Genomic DNA, 16,722 nt, shown 5'->3' with positions numbered 1-16,722 from the left:
GGCCACCCCGCCCACTCAATGTTGTCTGGGGAAGTCAGCGGGCCTCGTCCCAGACGCTCAGGGTCCGGGCGCTGGTGAAGACCCGCTCGCTGCCGTCCACCGGATCCACGAAGCGCAACTCCTTGGCCAGCAGCTGCAGCGGCAGGGTGAAGTCGTCCAGGGAACGGTCCAGGACCTCGGGGTAGAAGGGGTCATTGACGATGGGGATCCCGGCGGAGCTCATGTGCAGCCGGATCTGGTGCGTCTTGCCGGTGGTGGGCTTGACCAGGTAGCGGCCGATCGGCCCATGAACCGGATGCTCCGCGCGGTCCAGCAGCTCAATGCGGGTGTGGGCATTGGGATCGCGGCCCGGGACCTCCTCGGCCTGCATCACGCCTCGGGTCTTGGTCATGTGACTGGACAGGTCCAGCGGGAAGTCCAGCTCCGGGCGCAGCCGGCCGATGGCCTCATAGGTCTTCTGCGGCACCCGCTGCTCGAACATCATCTGGTAGGCGCGACGGTGTTCCCGCCGGGTGGTGCACAGCAGGATGCCGGCGGTGGCCCGGTCCAGCCGGTGGGCCGGCGACAGGTCCGGCAGGTCCAGTTCGCGTCGGGCGCGCACCACGGCGGAGTGGATGATGTGCTGTCCGCGGGGAATGGTGGAGGTGAAATGGGGCTTGTCCAGCACGACGAGCCGCTCGTCGCGGTGCAGCACCAGCAGCTCGCCCGGTGGCTCGGTCTCGTCGGGGAGGTCGCGGTGGAAGAAGATGAAGGAGTGGTGCTTGTAGGGGGCGTCGAGGGGCAGGACGGTGCCCTTCTCGTCGACGAAGCGTTCCTCGGCGAACATCTCGTCGATCCGCTCGGGTGTCAGCCGCGGGATCTTCCAGACCAGGAAGTCCCGCATCGTGGCCCAGTTCTCCTCTCGCGGGGTTCCCACCCACGCGGCATTCAAGCCGTGGCGCACCGGCAGGGGGGAGCGGGGCATCAGCAGCCTCCCCGCAGGCCGGCCCAGCGCTCCCGGGCGGCTTCGGCCTCGGCGCCGGTGAGCATCACCGGGCGGCCGTCGACGATCCGGCCGGGGGCCCATTCGGCCGTCGGTGCGCCGGACCGAGGGACGTGCACGGTGAGCACGCCGGTCTCCCGGGTGCTGGCCCGGTCGGAGTAGAAGTTGAAGTTGCCCAGCCCGTAGGCCACGTAGGTGCTGCCGATGGTCTCGGCGCGCTGCACCCGGTGCGCATGGGTCCCGACGACGATGCTCGCTCCCGCGTCGGCGAGCTTCTTCGCCATCTTCTCCTGCCGGCCCGTGGTGCACACCTGGTAGTCGACGCCCCAGTGCATGAAGACCACGACGACGGCCTCCGGGTGCTCGCGACGCTGGGCGGCCACGCCGTCGACGAGGGTCTGGAAGCCCTCCTCGGTCTTGACCATGGCGACGCCGGGGCGCCCGTCGCGCGGACGCCAGTCCATGTTCGACTCGAGGATGTCATTGCCCACCAGCGCCACGACCTGCCGGCCGTGCACTTCGCCCGTCCACGGGCGGAAGGCGTCGTCCTGGCTGGCACCCACGCCGATCATCGGGAGCTCACTGTCCTGACGGATCTTCAGGGTGCGCTTCATGCCCTCCACTCCGAAGTCCATGGCGTGGTTGTTGGCCAGGCTGACCAGGTCCACCCCTTCGCGCTGCAGCATCTGCGGGAAGGCGCGCCCGGTGAGGAAGGTGTAGAGCTTGGGCTGCTTGGTGAGGCCTTCCTGGTCGTCGGCGAGTGCGGTCTCCAGGTTCACCATGCTCCAGTCGGCGGCCTTGAGCAGGCGTCCGGCTTCTCCCAGGCCCTGTTCGGTGGAGTCTGCGGCTGCCTTGAAGGCATTGGCGTCGCCCGCGAAGGCCAGCAGCAGTTCGTCGCCCTGACGTTGTGGGATGGCGACGGGGGTGGCGGTCAAGGGCTTCGTGGCGGGGGCATCGCTGGTTGCCGGAGCGGCGGCAGTGGTTGCCGGTGCGGGGGCAGCCGGTGCGGTGCTGGCCGCCGGTTCCGGACCGCCACAGGCCGCCAGGGTCAAGGAGGTGGTGGTCAGCAGGCAGGCCATGAGGCGACGGGGCATGGGACCACGGTAGTGGGTTGGGGTGCGCTGGCTTCCGCCCTCAGCCGACTCCCGTGAATTTGTCAAAGGACGCCCCTACGGTGGAGCCATGGATCTCAAGTCACTGGTGATCGATCGCGTCCTTTCCCGCACCCCGCTGGCCGGCAAGGTGCCGGGAGGCAAGGTGGTGCTGGAGATCGACCTGGGGCGGGGGTTGTTGAGTCATCCGCCGGAGACCCCGTGGGCGGCGATGAAGGCGATGAACGCCCCCACCCTCACCACCCTCGCGCAGAAGCTGCGTGAGGCAGCCGGCGACGAGGACGTCGCGGGGTTGGTGCTGTATGCCGGCAGTGCGCCCCTGACCCTGCCGCAGGCCCAGGAGCTTGGCTTGGCCATCGCGGACTTCGGCCAGCAGAAGCCGACGCTCGCCTTCGCCCCGGCGCTGGGTGAGTTGTCCAATGACCTGGCCAGCTACCTGCTGGCCAGCTCCTGCCACCAGATCTGGCTGCAGCCCTCGGGGCAGCTCGGCATCGGTGGCGTGCACCTGGGCATCACCCTGTTCAAGGGTCTTCTGGGCAAGGCCGCCATCGAACCCCAGTTCGGCAAGCGGCACGAGTACAAGACGGCCGCGGACCAGTTCGCCGCAGACCAGGTCAGCGACGCAAACCGCGAGATGATGCAGGCGATCGCCAATTCCTTCACCCACGACTTCGTCGACACGGTCGCCGAGCGGCGCGGGGTTGACCGTGAGGCGGTGTGGCGGGCCGTCGACGAGTCCCCGTTGACACCGGAGCAGGCCCTGGAGTGGCGTCTGGTGGACCGGGTCGGATACCGCGACGAGGCGGTCGCCCACCTGCTGGCCGAGTGGGGCGGCGATGACGAACTCAAGCCGGAGCAGTTGCGTTTCGCGCATCGTTGGACCCCCGGCGGCCCGGCGGGACAAGCGGTCACCCAGCTGAACTCCCGTCGCCAGCCCACCATCGCCGTGGTGCCGGTGCGGGGTGGGATCGTGATGGGGCGCGGTCGCCCGTCGGGCATGGGGGAGCCGGAGACCGGGGCCGACGTGGTCGCGGAGCAGCTGCGCGCCGCAAGCCGTGATGACAAGGTCAAGGCCGTCGTGCTGCGGGTGGACTCGCCCGGTGGCTCGGCCGTGGCCTCGGACACCATCTGGCGTGCCGTCCACCAGGTGCGCGAATCCGGCCTCCCGGTGGTCTCCCAGATGGGCAACTACGCCGCCTCGGGCGGTTACTACGTCTCCATGGGGGCTGACGAGATCGTCGCCCTTCCCGCGACGCTGACCGGTTCCATCGGTGTGCTGGCGGGGAAGATGGTCACCACCGGCCTGTACGACAAGCTGGGCCTGGTGCACGAGGCCATCGACAGTGGCCCCAATGCGGGCATGCTCGCCAGTGACCAGCACTTCACCGAGGAGCAGTGGGCGCGGCTGAATGCCTGGCTGGACCGGATCTACGACGACTTCACCCGCAAGGCCGCCGCGGACCGGGGGATGGACCACGCCCAGTTGGAGCCGTTGGCTCGCGGGCGGGTGTGGACCGGGCGCGATGCCCACGAGCGCGGCCTGGTGGACCACCTGGGTGGCCTGGAGCTGGCCGTCGAACGTGCCTGTGCCTTGGCCGGCCTGGACCGGGACAAGGTCCAGCTCAAGAGTCATGCCGGCATCGGCATCCTGGACCGGGTGCGCCCGGCGCAGAGCACCGAGCAGCCGACGGCCGCCTCGCTGGCTTCGGCGTGGACTCCGGAGGCGGTCCTGAAGCAGCTCTCGGTGCGGGTGGGGCTGCCGCTGTCCAGCGGCATCCTGGAAATCCCGCAGATTTCTTGGGGAAGCGGTGCAACCAGCGCGTAGGGGTCACGCGTATTCCAGTCAGGAGGCCACCCAGACCGGGTGCGTCGGACCCGGACAGAGGAGTCATCATGAACCGCAAGCACCTCGCCACCGTCACCACGTTCGTCCTCGTCGCGGGCAGCGCCGCGCTGGGGGCGGGCGAAAGCCACGCCGGAACCGCACCGCAGTACACCCTCAAGGCCACGCCCGTGGTCAAGGCGGACCTGCCCCGCCACCACGACCTGTTGCTCGACGGCCGCAATGCAGGCTTCCGCACCACCAGCACGTACAAGGGCGACGGGCAGTACCCGGTCAGCCCGTGCATGCAGTTCGGCTGGAAGAAGTTCAAGCCCAACACCATCCTGACCCGCACCTACGCCACCCGCGACGGCAACCGGGCCGCCGCCATCATCGCGTCCTTCAGGACCCACAAGCAGGCCGTGGCTGCCGCCGAGGCAATGGGCAAGGCCTTGCCCGGTTGCGGCAAGCGGATGGTGCGTTCCAACCCGGACCTGCTGACCAACTTCCGCGAGTACAACCGCACCGTCACCCTGCGCAGCGGGGAGCGGGCCCGCGTGAATGCGCTGAACGTCACCGATGGTGAGACCGGCAACCATCTCTTCGTCACCACCGGTGTGACGGTCACCGGAACCCACGTCGAGCTGGTCACGATGGGCTTCGACGAGATGCAGGCCGTCCATGACACCAGGGACATGGTCAGCACCCTTCAGCGCACCGTGAGGACCCTGCGCTGACGGCAGCGTCCCCTGTAGGGAGGGCCGTGACGTGCCGCGGAGGCGGTGCCGTCATGGCCCTCCGTCGTGCCGCGCACAGATCTCTTGACGAAGAGCTACCCCGCCGCAGAATTGCCGGGAGCCGACGGTTAGATTCGTGCCATGCGAATTGGTATCCCACGAGAATCAAAGCCGGGGGAGAACCGGGCCGCCGCCACACCTAGAACCGTCCAGGACCTGATCAAGCTCGGCTACGACGTCGTCGTCGAGCACGGGGCAGGTGACCGATCCAGTGCCACTGATGCCGCCTTCGAGGCTGCAGGCGCACAGTCAGTGGATGCCCAGACGGTCTGGACCAGCGACATAGTCCTGGGTGTCAACGAGCCCGATGAGTCCCAACTGTCCATGATGCGTCCGGGCGCGACGCTGATCAGCTTCCTCTTCCCGCGCCAGAACGAGGCACTGACCCAGCGGCTCGCCCAGCAGGGCATCACCGCGATGAGCATGGACATGGTGCCGCGCACCAGCCGTGCCCAGGCCCTTGATGCGCTGAGCTCCATGGCCAACATCTCCGGCTACCGTGCCGTGGTGGAGGCCTCCCACGCCTTCGGCCGTTTCTTCACCGGCCAGGTGACCGCCGCGGGCAAGGTGCCGCCGGCCAAGGTGCTCGTCGCCGGAACCGGCGTCGCCGGTCTGGCCGCCATCGGCGCCGCCAACTCGATGGGCGCCATCGTGCGGGCCACCGACGTGCGTCCCGAGACCGCGGAGCAGGTGGAGTCCATGGGCGCCACCTTCCTGCACGTCAAGGGCCCCTCGCAGGAGATCAGCACCGACGGCTACGCCAAGGAGGCCAGCGACGACTTCGCCGCCCGCGCCGCCGAGCTGTACGCCGAGCAGTGCATGGACTGCGACATCATCATCACCACCGCGGCCATCCCCGGCCGCCCGTCGCCCAAGCTGATCACCCGCGAGATGGTGGCCAGCATGAAGGACGGTTCGGTCATCGTTGACCTGGCCGCGCTCGGCGGTGGCAACTGTGAACTGACCCGCCCCGGCGAGAAGTACACGACGGACAACGGCGTCACGATCATCGGCTACACGGACCTCGCCAGCCGGCTGCCGGGCCAGAGCTCGCAGCTCTACGGCACCAACCTGGTCAACGCGTTGAAGCTGATGACGCCCGAGAAGGACGGCCAGTTCGTGGTCGACTTCGACGACGAGGTGGTGCGCACCATGACGACGGTGCGCAATGGCGAGATCACCTTCCCGCCGCCGCCCATCCAGGTCTCCGCGGCCTCCGCAGCTCCTGCTACGGCCGCCGCGGTGCCGGCCGTCGTGGAGGCTCCCAAGAAGCCAAAGCCCTGGTGGCAGCCGGTGGTGACCATCGGCATCGCCTCCCTGGCGCTGATCGCGCTGCTGACGGTGGCGCCCACCAGCTTCGTCTCGCTGTTCGGCATCTTCGCCCTGGCCGTGGTGGTGGGCTACTACGTGGTCTGGAATGTCACCCACGCGTTGCACACCCCGCTGATGAGCGTGACCAATGCGGTCAGCGGCATCATCGTCGTCGGTGCCATCACGCAGCTGGGCAGTGACAACTGGGCCGTGAAGATCATCAGCTTCGTCGCGGTGCTGATTGCCAGCATCAACGTCTTCGGCGGCTTCACCGTCACCCACCGCATGCTCCAGATGTTCCGGAAGGAGGCCTGACATGTTGCACAACTTCGTCACGGCCACGTACATCGTCTCCGGCCTGCTGTTCATCATGGCGCTGCAGGGCCTGAGCAAGCACGAGACGGCCAAGCGCGGCAATGCGCTGGGTGTGCTCGGCATGGTGCTGGCCCTGGTGGCCACCAACTTCTACATGGGCTGGACCGACATCAAGGGCGACGGTGCGGACCTGGGTGCGCTGGCCCTGCTCCTGGTGGCCGTCGTGGCCGGCGGGGCCATTGGTGTGCGCAAGGCGCTGAAGGTCGAGATGACCGGCATGCCCGAGCTGATCGCCCTGCTGCACTCCTTCGTGGGTGCCGCGGCGGTGCTGGTGGGTTTCAACTCCTACCTCGACGCCCCGCACTCCAATGCCTTCCACCTCACCGAGGTGGCGCTGGGCATCTTCATCGGCGCCGTCACCTTCACCGGCTCGATCATCGCGTGGGGCAAGCTGAACGGCAAGATCGCCTCCAAGCCGCTGGCCCTGCCGGGCCGCAACCTGCTGAACCTGGCCGCCCTGGTGGCGATCATCGTGATGACGGTCTGGTTCGTGCAGGCACCGTCGCTGGTGCCGCTGGTGCTGATCACCGTCGTCTCCCTGCTGCTGGGAATCCATCTGGTGGCCTCGATCGGCGGCGCGGACATGCCCGTGGTCATCTCGATGCTGAACTCCTACTCCGGCTGGGCGGCGGCCTTCAGTGGCTTCATGCTGAACATGAATGTGCTGATCATCACCGGTGCCCTGGTGGGTGCCTCCGGCGCCATCCTGAGCTACATCATGTGCAAGGCGATGAACCGGTCCTTCATCTCGGTGATCCTGGGTGGCTTCGGTGACTCCACCTCCACCGGCCCCGTCGTGGAGGGTGAGCACACGGAGATGAGTGCCGCCGAGGTGGCGGCCGCCCTGGCCGATGCGAAGAGCGTCATCATCGCCCCCGGCTACGGCATGGCCGTCGCCCAGGCGCAGTACCCCGTCGCGGAGCTCACCAAGGCGATGGAGGCCAATGGCACCCAGGTGCGCTTCGCCATCCACCCCGTCGCGGGACGCCTGCCCGGGCACATGAATGTGCTGCTGGCAGAGGCCCACGTGTCGTACGACATCGTGATGGAGATGGACGAGATCAACGACGACTTCGCCGACACCGACGTGGTGCTGGTGATTGGCGCCAATGACACCGTCAACCCGGCCGCCATGGAGCCCGGTTCGCCGATCTCCGGCATGCCGGTGCTGAAGGTGTGGGAGGCCCGCAAGGTGGTCGTCTTCAAGCGCTCGATGAGCGCGGGTTACGCCGGCGTGCAGAACCCGCTCTTCTTCCGGGAGAACACCTCGATGTGCTTCGGCGATGCCAAGGCCACCGTGCAGTCGATCCTGGCGGCGCTGCCGTCGGGGGAGCGAACGGCGATCGGCGGCTGATCCCGTCGGACCTCTGTTGCGCAGGCCGGCCCTCGCTCCCGATAGGGAGCGGGGGTCGGTTTCCGTGTGGTGAGAACTGATGCTCCTATCTCCCGTCAAGCGGCTTGGAGCCATTCTCGGTAGTTCTGGGCCAGGGTGTCGTCTCGGCGTTTGCCGAGTTCGATCTCGGAGATGTGGGCGGGCCAGACGTTGAAGTGCTGGGCGGCGTGGGTGAGGGTGAGTTTCTTGGCCTGGCGGGCTGGTCGCAGGTCTGTGTAGTTCGGGATCTCGCAGTTGCCGGTGAGTGCGCGGAACACTTCTCTGGCGACGGCGCGTTTCAGTGCCCGGTAGACCGCTGCGAGGGTCCAGCCCGCGTCGAGGTGCTTGTCGCGATAGTCGCGGGTGCGTTGGTCGTGGACCATGCGGACCTTCACGATTTGGTGGAGCGCCCAGTTGGCCTGCCTGTCGCCGCCGCGTGAGAGGCGGTGGCGTTGGGTCTTGCCCGAGGACACGGGGATCGGGCTGGTACCGCAGAGCGCCGCGAACCCGGCAGGGGTGGTCAGGCGGGCGGGATTGTCGCCGGCCGTGACCAGCAGGACAGCGGCAGTGACCGGCCCGACTCCGTGCATGGCGCGCAGCCCGGGGTTCTTGGTTGTGGTGAGTTCGTCGAGCTGGGCTTCCAGGTCGACCAGTTCGTCGTGCAGGAACTGGTGGCGTCGGGCCAGGGATCGCAGGGCTCGCATGGTGAGGGCCTGGGCGGCGTCATGGATCTGGTCGGGGCGGCTGGCAGCGAGATGACGGATGAGCTTGTCGCGGCTGGTTTGGCGGTATTTGTCTCGGAGCGTGGCGGGTGCGTTGACCAAGAGGCTGCGGATTTGGCGCCAGCAGGCTTGGAGGGCCTTGTTGGCGCTGCGTCGAGTGACCAGCAGGGCTCGAAGGGGCTCGATGGAGTCGTGTTTGGGATGGGTGGCCGCTTCTCCAGAGATCACGCAGCGGGCGGCGCGGTAGGCGTCGAGGCGGTCGGTCTTGCCGTGCTTGCGGCGTTCGGCGGGGCGGGTGCGGTTGACCTCGATGACGGTGATGCCCGCGGCTCGTAGTGCTGCTGTGATGCCGATGCCGTAGCTGGAGGTGCCCTCGATGCCGACAGCTGCAATAGGTCCGTGCTCGACCAGCCAGGCCACTGCCTTGCGGTAGCCGGTAGTGGTGGTGAACTCGTGGTCGTCGACCTCGAGCCCGGTGGCGGTGATGACCGCGATGTGGATGGTCTCGGTGTGGGAGTCGATTCCTGCGACGTGGTGGTGGGGCTCTGGGATGATGGTCATGGCCTGCTCCTGGACTCGGTGAGTGGGTCAGGCGGCGGCCGCTTCGACCAGACAGGACATACACCGGACTCGCGATCAGGCTCGTATTAGGTCATGGCCGGGCGGTCGTCGCCCCTGGGCCTCGTGGAGCCGGACTGATCAGTTTGTCGGTAGCCCAGCAGGGCACCAGTCAGAGGCAGGGTCACGACTCCACGAGACTCCTACCATCATGTTTGTCGGTGGTGGCTCCTATGGTGGAGCCATGACCTCGAACCTGCCCCCGCTGCCCGACGAGGCACCCGTCGACCCGTGGGACGAGCTGTCCCCGCCGCCCGACGACGAGTGGTTGCCGCCCGAGGACCTGACGCAGGCCGCCCCGGTGCGTCGCGTGCGTGAGCCGGAACGGATTGCGGGGGATTCGGTGGCCGAGCAGGCCCTGACCGTCCTGCGACGTCTGGTGGGGCGTGAGGACGCCACCTTCCACGACGGGCAGCTGGAGGCCGTGCTGGCGCTGGTGGAGCAGCGGCAACGTGCTCTGGTGGTGCAGCGCACCGGCTGGGGCAAGTCGGCGGTCTACTTCGTGGCCACCGCACTGCGGCGGGCCCAGGGCGCTGGCCCGACGGTGATCGTCTCCCCGCTGCTGGCCCTGATGCGGGACCAGATCGCCGCCGCGGAGCGCGCCGGGGTGAAGGCCGTCACCATGAACTCCGCCAATGCGACGGACTGGGCCGAGGTCTCCGGGGCGCTGGCTCGCGACGAGGTGGACGTGCTGCTGATCAGCCCCGAACGGCTGAACAACCCGTCCTTCCGGGCCGAGCAGCTGCCGGATCTTGCCGCACGGTGTGGCCTGCTGGTGGTGGACGAGGCGCACTGCATCTCCGACTGGGGGCACGACTTCCGCCCGGACTACCGCCGGATCAAGGACCTGTTGACGGAGCTGCCCGCCGACACCCCGGTGCTGGCCACCACGGCCACGGCCAATTCCCGGGTGGTGGCCGACGTCGCGGAGCAACTGGGTGCCGGCGGGTATGAGGTGCTCACCATCCGTGGCCCGCTGGCGCGCGAGTCGCTGCGGCTGGGCGTGCTTAAGCTGCCGCATGCGGAGACGCAGCTCGCCTGGCTGAGTGCCCACCTGGGCGACTTCGACGGCTCCGGCATCATCTACACCCTCACCGTCTCCGCCGCCGAGGACGTGGCCCGTGCCCTGACCGACGCGGGCTATGCGGTCAAGGCCTACACCGGACGCACCGACGTCGCCGAGCGTGAGCAGCTGGAGAATGCGTTGCGCGGCAATGAGTTGAAGGCGCTGGTGGCCACCTCCGCGCTAGGCATGGGCTTCGACAAGCCTGACCTTGGCTTCGTGATCCACCTGGGCGCGCCCAGTTCACCCGTCGCCTACTACCAGCACGTGGGCCGCGCTGGCCGTGGTGCGATCAATGCCGACGTGCTGCTGCTTCCCAGCGCGCAGGACCGTGACATCTGGCACTACTTCGCCACCTCCTCGATGCCCGACGAGCAGCAGGCCGCCACCGTGATCGACGCGCTGGCCGCTGCGGGCAAGCCCTTGTCGACGGCGGCCCTGGAGACCATCGTCGACGTGCGGCGCACCCGGCTGGAACTGCTGCTGAAGGTGCTCGACGTGGACGGTGCGGTGCAGCGGGTCAAGGGTGGCTGGACCGCCACGGGGCGGCCGTGGACCTATGACGCCGAGCGTTATGCCCGGGTGGCCGAGGCCAGGCAGCGCGAGCAACAGTTGATGCTGGACTACCAGAAGGGCGACCGGTGCCGGATGGCCTTCCTGACCTCGTCCCTTGATGATCCCGAGGCCGCCGACTGCGGCAGGTGTGATGTCTGCGCCGGGCAGTGGTACGACGAGTCGTTGCCCGAGGCAGCCGTGGTGGCGGCGCGCAGCGCGCTGGACCGTCCGGGCGTCCTGCTGGAGCCCCGTGGCATGTGGCCCACCGGCATGGACCGGCTGGGAGTGCCGCTGAAGGGCAAGATCAAGACCGGGCCACAGAATGGACGGGTGCTGGCCCGGCTCACGGACCTGGGCACGGGGCAGCGGCTGCGCACCCTGCTGGCGCAGCCCGATGCGCCGGTGCCCGACGACGTGCTCAAGGCCTGCATCCCGGTGCTGCGGGACTGGGACTGGGCCGAGCGTCCGGTGGCCGTTGCGCACATCCCCTCGCGTTCGCATCCGGAGCTGGTCTCTTCGCTGGCCAGCGGACTGGCGCGGCTGGGGCGGATGACGGACCTGGGTGCGTTGGCATTGGCCGAGGGTGGCCCGACGGGGGAGCACGGTGGCAATTCCGCCTTCCGGCTGGCGGGGGTGTGGGGGCGGATCGTCGTCGACGAGCATCTGTCCCGGCAGCTGGCCGGCATCAACGGACCGGTGCTGCTGGTGGATGACCTGGTGGACTCCCGATGGACGATGACCGTCGCCGCCGTCGCTCTGCGCGAGGCCGGCGCTTCCGCGGTCTTGCCCTTCGCCCTGGCTCTGCAGGCGTAGCGGGGGCCCGCTCCGGCCCCCGAGGGGGATCTCGACCCCGGTTCCGAGGCAGGATCTCGTCCCCGGTCCCCGAGGCAGGATCTCGACCCCGGTCCCCGAGGCAGGATCTCGACCCCGGTCCCCGAGCCTGTCGAGGGCTTTCCCTGCGCACAGTTCTTCGAAAGAAATACCTTGTCATAGTCTCTTTGGAGAGCCTAGAATAGAACCATCATTCGAACTGGTTTCGACGCTCTCGGGGGAGGTGCGTGATGCAGGAGTTGACCTCGGCACAGACGGTCGATGCGATGCTGTCCGCCCGCCGCAGAGCCTGGATGGCCGAGGCCGAAGCCTTCGAACTCGCAGCCCACTTCGCAGACCTCCACGCCGCTGATCCTGCTGACCAGCCCAGCGGATCCACAGCGGTGCTGTTCGGGGAACGAGCAGTCAGCTTGGGTCATGACGGGACGCCGGAGGTTGCGGAGTTCGCGTCGTTGGAGATTGCGGCGGCGTTGAACATCGCCCGGGAGGCGGCGGACTGCCTGATCGGGGATGCGTTGTCCTTGCGACACCGGCTGCCCCTGTTGTGGCAGAAGATGCGCGACGGGTTCCTGCGGGTCGGCGTCGCCCGGGCAATCGTCGCCAAGACCGCCAGTCTCCCCTTGAAGCAGGCTCTGGTGGTGGATCGTGAACTCGCTCCGTTGGTGGAGGGTGTCTCGGCGTATCGGTTGATCAAGACCGCCGAAGGCCTGGTCCTCGCGTTGACGCCACCGGAGCAGGCCCAGGACGACTACGAGAAGGCACAGTCGTCCCGGGGTGTGTGGATCGGGCAGTCCGGGCATGGTGTCACCGACGTGTCGGCGGTGGTGAATGCTGCTGATGGGATCTTCCTGGATGCGCAGTTGGACCGGGTGGCGGGGATCCTTGCCCAGGGTGGGTCCACCGATTCCCGTGATGTGCGGCGCTCGACCGCGTTGGGGATCCTCGCCACTCCGGCGCGGGTGTTGCAGTTGCTGCAGGCCAGCCTGCTGGATGCCGCGGATGATCCCGAACTGCCGTTCGACGACGAGGGCCCCGAGGATGCTGGGTGTCCGGCGAAGGGTTCCCGGGGTCACACCTGCGGGACCATCACGGTTGATCCGGAGCTGCTGTTGCCGAAGGCGACGGTGGTGGTGCATGTGGAGGAGAACACGGTCGCGGAGCTGGATGGCATCGCGCGGGTCGAGCGGTGTGGTCCGGTGTTGGCGCAGTGGATGGCCGAGCTGCTGCAGAGCACTCGGGTCACGGTGAAGCCGGTGATCGACGCTTCCACCATCACTCCGAGTGACAGCTATGAGATTTCTGCCCGGATGCGTCAGGTCGTGACCGCGCGGAATCCGTATGAGGTCTTCCCCGGCTCGAAGAAGCCCGCCCGGGTGTGTGATTTGGACCACACCGATCCCTGGCGGGCCCCCTCGACAAGCTCGGGGAACGAGAAACCACACTCGGGGAACGGGAAACCGAACTCCGGGAACGGGGAAGGGCTGACTCGGCCGGACAACCTCGGTCCACTCTCCCGGACGGTGCACCGGGCCAAGACCCACGGTGGCTGGTTGTTGAGACAACTCGCTCCGGGCATGTTCTTCTGGCGTTCCCCCGACGGTTTCGCCTACCTGGTCACGCCCTCACGCTCCTGGGTGATCCACAACCCGGTCACCCCAAGCATCGCCTGACCCACTCCAAGTCCGCTCGGTAGGCCGAGGCGTGCTCGGCGAGGTGGGGCTTGCCCAGTTCGACGGCCTTCGCGGCGCTCAAATCGGCGAGGTACTCAAGGCGTTGCGCCACCATCCGCATCACCTCGTCGTGGGAGAAGTCCGCCCCGTAGGCGGCCACCAGCCGGTCAAGCCGGGCGAGTCGATCACTGCGACGGCCATCCCTTCACGGAAGACCAGGTTGTAGGGCGCGAAGTCGTTGTGGCACACCACCTCTGTCGGCTCACGCGTCACCTGTTGCCACGTACCGTCGGTGGGGCAGTGCCGCGACGCCTCGTGGAAGGCCCGGAGCAGGGTGGCACTGGAGACCAGTGCGGCCTCGCCCCAGACCCAGCGGACCAGCGGGACGCAGAACCCGGTCACCCACCCGGCGCACGGACACCATGTTCCCGCCGGCCAGCGCCACCTCGTCGGTCACTCGGCCGGCGGGGCCCAGTATGGGTCGCGGCCGATGAAGGCGGCGAGCCGCTGCTCGCTGGAGACGTCGTCGGCCACCGGCTGGCGGGTGCCGAACTGGCCCGAGGCGCGCAGCATCTCCTCCTGCTTCTCCATGCCCTCAAGCATCTGGTGGCAGATGGCGGAATCCAGCCCGGACTCCTGCCCGGTCGCGGTGGCCAGGTCCCAGCTGTGCATGAACACGTCGGGCACGTAGTAGTTGGCGACCGCATCCACCAGCGGCTGCTTGCCGAAGTGCTCGTTCTCCAGCACCAGGTTGTCGGCCTTGGAGTTCTCGAGCAGCATCTGCATCTGCTCGCAGTGGTGGCGCCACACGTCGGCCGGGTCGGCGTCGACGCTGCCGATCTGGCCAAAGGTCACGCCCTCCACCGAACCGAACATTCCCCGGGACCACTCCACCAGGTGGCGCACGACGTCAACGGCCTGCCAGCCCTCGACGGGCGTGGGCGCGCTCCAGTCACGCACCCCGTCAACGATCCGGGAGAAGTTCTTGCAGACGGCCTCGTGTCGCGCGGCCACGTCCTTGCGGTTCTCGCTCATGCCGCCAGTCTGCCCCATACTGCAAGCCCAGTGGTGCGAGCATGGTGCCATGACTCTGCGCCACGACGAGGCCCTCGAACGCTCCCGCACCATCACGCTGCGCAGCGTGCAGGTGGAACTGGACCTGAGTTCCGCAGACAACCTGGACATCCCCACCTTCGGCAGCCGCAGCCGCCTGGAGATCGACTGCCACGAACCCGGCGCTGGCACCTTCCTGGACCTCAAGGCCGAAAGCCTGCACGAGGTTCGCGTCAACGGCGTGCTCGTCGAACAACCCGACTGGGACGGCAATCGCCTGCGGCTCAGCGACCTCGCGGAACACAACATCGTCGAGGTCACGGCCACGATGCGCTTCTCCAGCGACGGGGAAGGCCTGCACCGCCACCACGCGGCCGGCGACGGGACCTACCTGTACGCGATGAGCTTCCTGGATGCCGCACCGCGCTGGTTCTGTACCGTCGACCAGCCCGACCAGAAGGCACGGCACAGCTTCGACGTCCAGGCCCCCGACGGCTGGATCGTGCGCGGCAACGACACCGACAAGCCGCTGGCCAGCTATCTCGTGACCCTGGTCGCGGGACCCTGGGTGGAAATCACCAGGGGCAGGCTCGGTCTGCTTGCCCGTCGTGGCCTGTCCGACGAACTGCACCGTGACGCCGAGGACCTGTTCGAGGTGACCAACGCGTGCCTGGCGGCCTACGAAGACCTGATCGGCATCCCCTATGCCTTCGGTGACTACCTCCAGGTCTTCGCCCCCGACTTCAACGCCGGCGCCATGGAGAACCCCGGCTGCGTGGTGCTGCGCGAACAGTTCCTGCACCGCGGCCAGGCCACGCAGGCCCAGCGGGCCTCCCGCGCCGGGACCATCGCCCATGAGCTGGCCCACCAGTGGTTCGGGGACCTGGTGACGATGCGTTGGTGGGATGACCTGTGGCTGAACGAGTCCTTCGCCGAATACCTGGGCCACCGGATCTGCACCGAGCACACGCAGTACCCCTTGTGGGCGGACTTCGGACTGCGACGCAAGACCTGGGGGCTGGCCGCCGACAAGGGCCCCAACACCCACCCCGTCGCGGGCAATGGCGCCGAGGACACCACCGCGGCGCTGGCCAACTTCGACGGGATCAGCTACGCCAAGGGCGCGGCCGTGTTGCGCCAGCTGGCCGCCTGGATGGGCGACCAGGCCTTCTTCGCGGGTCTGCGCCACCACATCTCCACCCATGCCCACGGCAACGCCTCGAGGGCAGACCTGGTCGATGCGTGGCGGGCGCAGGGCGTCGACGGCCTCGACAACTGGTGGGACGCCTGGCTGACCACCAGCGGACCCGACCGCATCCAGGTTCTCGACGGGCCGCTGCGGCTGGAACGCGTCGGCACCCCCAAGCCCCGGCCACACGCCCTGCACGTCGAGGTTCGCACCCCGCAAGGAAGCCTGCGCGACGAGCGTCGCGCCGTCGCCCATGACGACCTCACGCCGCTGGACCTGCGGCACGAGCCGGGTGACCTGGTGCTTCCCGACGCCGATGACACCGCCTGGGCCAGCATCAGGCCGCTGGTCGTCGGTGGGGCGGATCTGACCAGCGTCGCGGCCCATCGGCTGCCCACCACCCCGCGGGCCGCACTGCTCGGCCTGCTGCATGACGCCCTGCGCGATGCGCGGGTGGCACCCGGCGCGCTGCAGGACCAGCTGCTGGCCATGGCAGCTGTCGAGCCGGATGCCACCCTGCTGGCGGCTGCACTGGACCTGGCCCACGCCTGCGCCACCGTCTGGTCACCGCCAGATGTGCGCCCGGCACGGGGCGCGCGGCTGGCTGACGCCGCCCTGCACCTGCTGGAGGGGGCCGAGCCGAAGGGCGACCACCACCTGCTGGCCCAGCGCGCCGTGATCGCCAGCACCACTCACACCGACGTGCTCCACGGACTGCTGGCGGGCGAGACGCCGCGGCCGTTGGGCCCGGAGGAACGTTGGCGAGCCATCCAGAGCCTGGTGGCCCTGGGGGAGGACGCCCGGCTCGTCGATGACGAACTGGCCCGGGACCCGTCCAGTTCAGGCCAGCTGCATGCCCTCACCGCCCGCGCCAGCGCCCCGGCGTCGTCGGTCAAGCGGGCCGCCCTGGACCGGGTGCTGCACGACGCGCAGGCCAGTGCGTACCAGGTCTCCGCCATCGCCGCCGGCATCTTCCTGCCCGGCCAGTACGCCCTGGTCCAGCCACTGGCCGTCGAGTGGTTCGCCGGGATCAGCCAGACCTCGCGGCTGCGCCAGGGGTGGGGGCTGACGGGCACCGTCCGCGCCGGCTTCCCACACGGTGTCGCCGACGAACATGTACTCGACGCTGCCCGCCGCACGCTGGCCGATCCAGAAGTCCACCCGACGGTGCGGCGCACCCTGGCCGACGGATTCGACGACCTGGTCCGTCAGTCCGTCAGCTGGAAAGTGTGTTGTGCGTCGTAGACTGG

General features: G+C 68.5%; 13 protein-coding genes. 7 read left to right on the top strand and 6 right to left on the bottom strand.

The genetic code is table 11. The annotated features are described in order from the left end of the window. Positions 1–34: 34 nt before the first annotated feature. Both EDD41_RS05965 and EDD41_RS05960 read right to left on the bottom strand, forming a co-directional pair. Complete coding sequence (locus tag EDD41_RS05965) at positions 35–883, bottom strand: pseudouridine synthase (RefSeq protein ID WP_211336705.1); 849 nt, start codon at positions 881–883, stop codon at positions 35–37. A gap of 80 nt (positions 884–963) precedes the next feature. Beyond that, positions 964–2,076 (bottom strand): CapA family protein, encoded by a 1,113-nt coding sequence (locus tag EDD41_RS05960; RefSeq protein WP_123575268.1) that lies wholly within the window; start codon positions 2,074–2,076, stop codon positions 964–966. An 88-nt stretch (positions 2,077–2,164) separates the two neighbouring features. Here EDD41_RS05960 and sppA point away from each other — a divergent pair, with 88 nt between their 5' ends. From sppA to pntB, 4 genes are all read left to right on the top strand, one after another. Then, complete coding sequence (gene sppA / locus EDD41_RS05955) at positions 2,165–3,919, top strand: signal peptide peptidase SppA (protein ID WP_123575267.1); 1,755 nt, start codon at positions 2,165–2,167, stop codon at positions 3,917–3,919. Between the two features lie 68 nt (positions 3,920–3,987). Continuing rightward, on the top strand, positions 3,988–4,653 hold the full coding sequence (locus EDD41_RS05950; RefSeq protein ID WP_094764086.1) for a hypothetical protein: 666 nt from the start codon (positions 3,988–3,990) through the stop codon (positions 4,651–4,653). 141 nt (positions 4,654–4,794) lie between these two features. Further along, a complete protein-coding gene (locus tag EDD41_RS05945) occupies positions 4,795–6,339 on the top strand; it encodes a Re/Si-specific NAD(P)(+) transhydrogenase subunit alpha (RefSeq protein WP_094764087.1) in 1,545 nt (514 codons plus the stop codon). A 1-nt stretch (position 6,340) separates the two neighbouring features. After that, the gene (pntB, locus tag EDD41_RS05940) at positions 6,341–7,753 is read left to right on the top strand and encodes a Re/Si-specific NAD(P)(+) transhydrogenase subunit beta (RefSeq protein WP_123575266.1); all 1,413 of its coding nucleotides are present in this window, start codon (positions 6,341–6,343) and stop codon (positions 7,751–7,753) included. Between the two features lie 95 nt (positions 7,754–7,848). Here the strand turns inward: pntB and EDD41_RS05935 are convergent, their stop codons facing one another. Then, positions 7,849–9,054 carry an IS110 family RNA-guided transposase gene (locus EDD41_RS05935; RefSeq protein ID WP_123575265.1) on the bottom strand — a complete coding sequence of 402 codons (1,206 nt, stop codon included), beginning with the start codon at positions 9,052–9,054 and terminating at the stop codon, positions 7,849–7,851. 241 nt (positions 9,055–9,295) lie between these two features. On the opposite strand from EDD41_RS05935, the gene EDD41_RS05930 reads away from it, so the two are divergent. Together EDD41_RS05930 and EDD41_RS05925 are read left to right on the top strand one after the other, a co-directional pair. After that, complete coding sequence (locus EDD41_RS05930; RefSeq protein WP_123575264.1) at positions 9,296–11,542, top strand: RecQ family ATP-dependent DNA helicase; 2,247 nt, start codon at positions 9,296–9,298, stop codon at positions 11,540–11,542. 248 nt (positions 11,543–11,790) lie between these two features. Next, positions 11,791–13,230 (top strand): HNH endonuclease signature motif containing protein, encoded by a 1,440-nt coding sequence (locus EDD41_RS05925; RefSeq protein WP_123575263.1) that lies wholly within the window; start codon positions 11,791–11,793, stop codon positions 13,228–13,230. Here the strand turns inward: EDD41_RS05925 and EDD41_RS17770 are convergent. From EDD41_RS17770 to EDD41_RS05915, 3 genes are read right to left on the bottom strand one after another with little or no spacing between them, the layout of a single operon-like run. After that, positions 13,211–13,345: a hypothetical protein gene (locus EDD41_RS17770; protein ID WP_281273096.1), complete on the bottom strand. Its 135-nt coding sequence runs from the start codon at positions 13,343–13,345 to the stop codon at positions 13,211–13,213. The two genes, EDD41_RS05925 and EDD41_RS17770, sit on opposite strands and share 20 nt — an antisense overlap. 5 nt (positions 13,346–13,350) lie before the next feature. After that, entirely contained in the window at positions 13,351–13,632 is a 282-nt protein-coding gene (locus EDD41_RS05920; RefSeq protein WP_123575262.1) for a hypothetical protein, read from the bottom strand. A 51-nt stretch (positions 13,633–13,683) separates the two neighbouring features. Further along, entirely contained in the window at positions 13,684–14,265 is a 582-nt protein-coding gene (locus EDD41_RS05915) for a maleylpyruvate isomerase family mycothiol-dependent enzyme (protein WP_094764157.1), read from the bottom strand. Positions 14,266–14,314: 49 nt separating this feature from the next. On the opposite strand from EDD41_RS05915, the gene EDD41_RS05910 reads away from it, so the two are divergent. Continuing rightward, entirely contained in the window at positions 14,315–16,717 is a 2,403-nt protein-coding gene (locus EDD41_RS05910) for a M1 family aminopeptidase (RefSeq protein WP_170165258.1), read from the top strand. Positions 16,718–16,722: the final 5 nt, after the last annotated feature.

The sequence above is a fragment of the Luteococcus japonicus genome (genome assembly GCF_003752415.1).
GTDB classification, from domain to species: Bacteria; Actinomycetota; Actinomycetes; order Propionibacteriales; family Propionibacteriaceae; genus Luteococcus; species Luteococcus japonicus.
Note: the sequence above shows the minus strand (reverse complement) of the source record. Positions and strands in the feature narration are given on the sequence as shown.

What these genes read in the sequence shown, in the direction of transcription:
- EDD41_RS05930 (WP_123575264.1), top strand. Translation starts at nt 9,296, where the DNA reads ATGACCTCGAACCTGCCCCCGCTGCCCGACGAGGCACCCGTCGACCCG.
- EDD41_RS05950 (WP_094764086.1), top strand. Translation starts at nt 3,988, where the DNA reads ATGAACCGCAAGCACCTCGCCACCGTCACCACGTTCGTCCTCGTCGCG.
- EDD41_RS05925 (WP_123575263.1), top strand. Translation starts at nt 11,791, where the DNA reads ATGCAGGAGTTGACCTCGGCACAGACGGTCGATGCGATGCTGTCCGCC.
- EDD41_RS05965 (WP_211336705.1), bottom strand. Translation starts at nt 883, where the DNA reads ATGCGGGACTTCCTGGTCTGGAAGATCCCGCGGCTGACACCCGAGCGG.
- EDD41_RS05915 (WP_094764157.1), bottom strand. Translation starts at nt 14,265, where the DNA reads ATGAGCGAGAACCGCAAGGACGTGGCCGCGCGACACGAGGCCGTCTGC.
- pntB (WP_123575266.1), top strand. Translation starts at nt 6,341, where the DNA reads ATGTTGCACAACTTCGTCACGGCCACGTACATCGTCTCCGGCCTGCTG.
- EDD41_RS05945 (WP_094764087.1), top strand. Translation starts at nt 4,795, where the DNA reads ATGCGAATTGGTATCCCACGAGAATCAAAGCCGGGGGAGAACCGGGCC.
- sppA (WP_123575267.1), top strand. Translation starts at nt 2,165, where the DNA reads ATGGATCTCAAGTCACTGGTGATCGATCGCGTCCTTTCCCGCACCCCG.
- EDD41_RS05935 (WP_123575265.1), bottom strand. Translation starts at nt 9,054, where the DNA reads ATGACCATCATCCCAGAGCCCCACCACCACGTCGCAGGAATCGACTCC.
- EDD41_RS17770 (WP_281273096.1), bottom strand. Translation starts at nt 13,345, where the DNA reads ATGGTGGCGCAACGCCTTGAGTACCTCGCCGATTTGAGCGCCGCGAAG.
- EDD41_RS05910 (WP_170165258.1), top strand. Translation starts at nt 14,315, where the DNA reads ATGACTCTGCGCCACGACGAGGCCCTCGAACGCTCCCGCACCATCACG.
- EDD41_RS05960 (WP_123575268.1), bottom strand. Translation starts at nt 2,076, where the DNA reads ATGCCCCGTCGCCTCATGGCCTGCCTGCTGACCACCACCTCCTTGACC.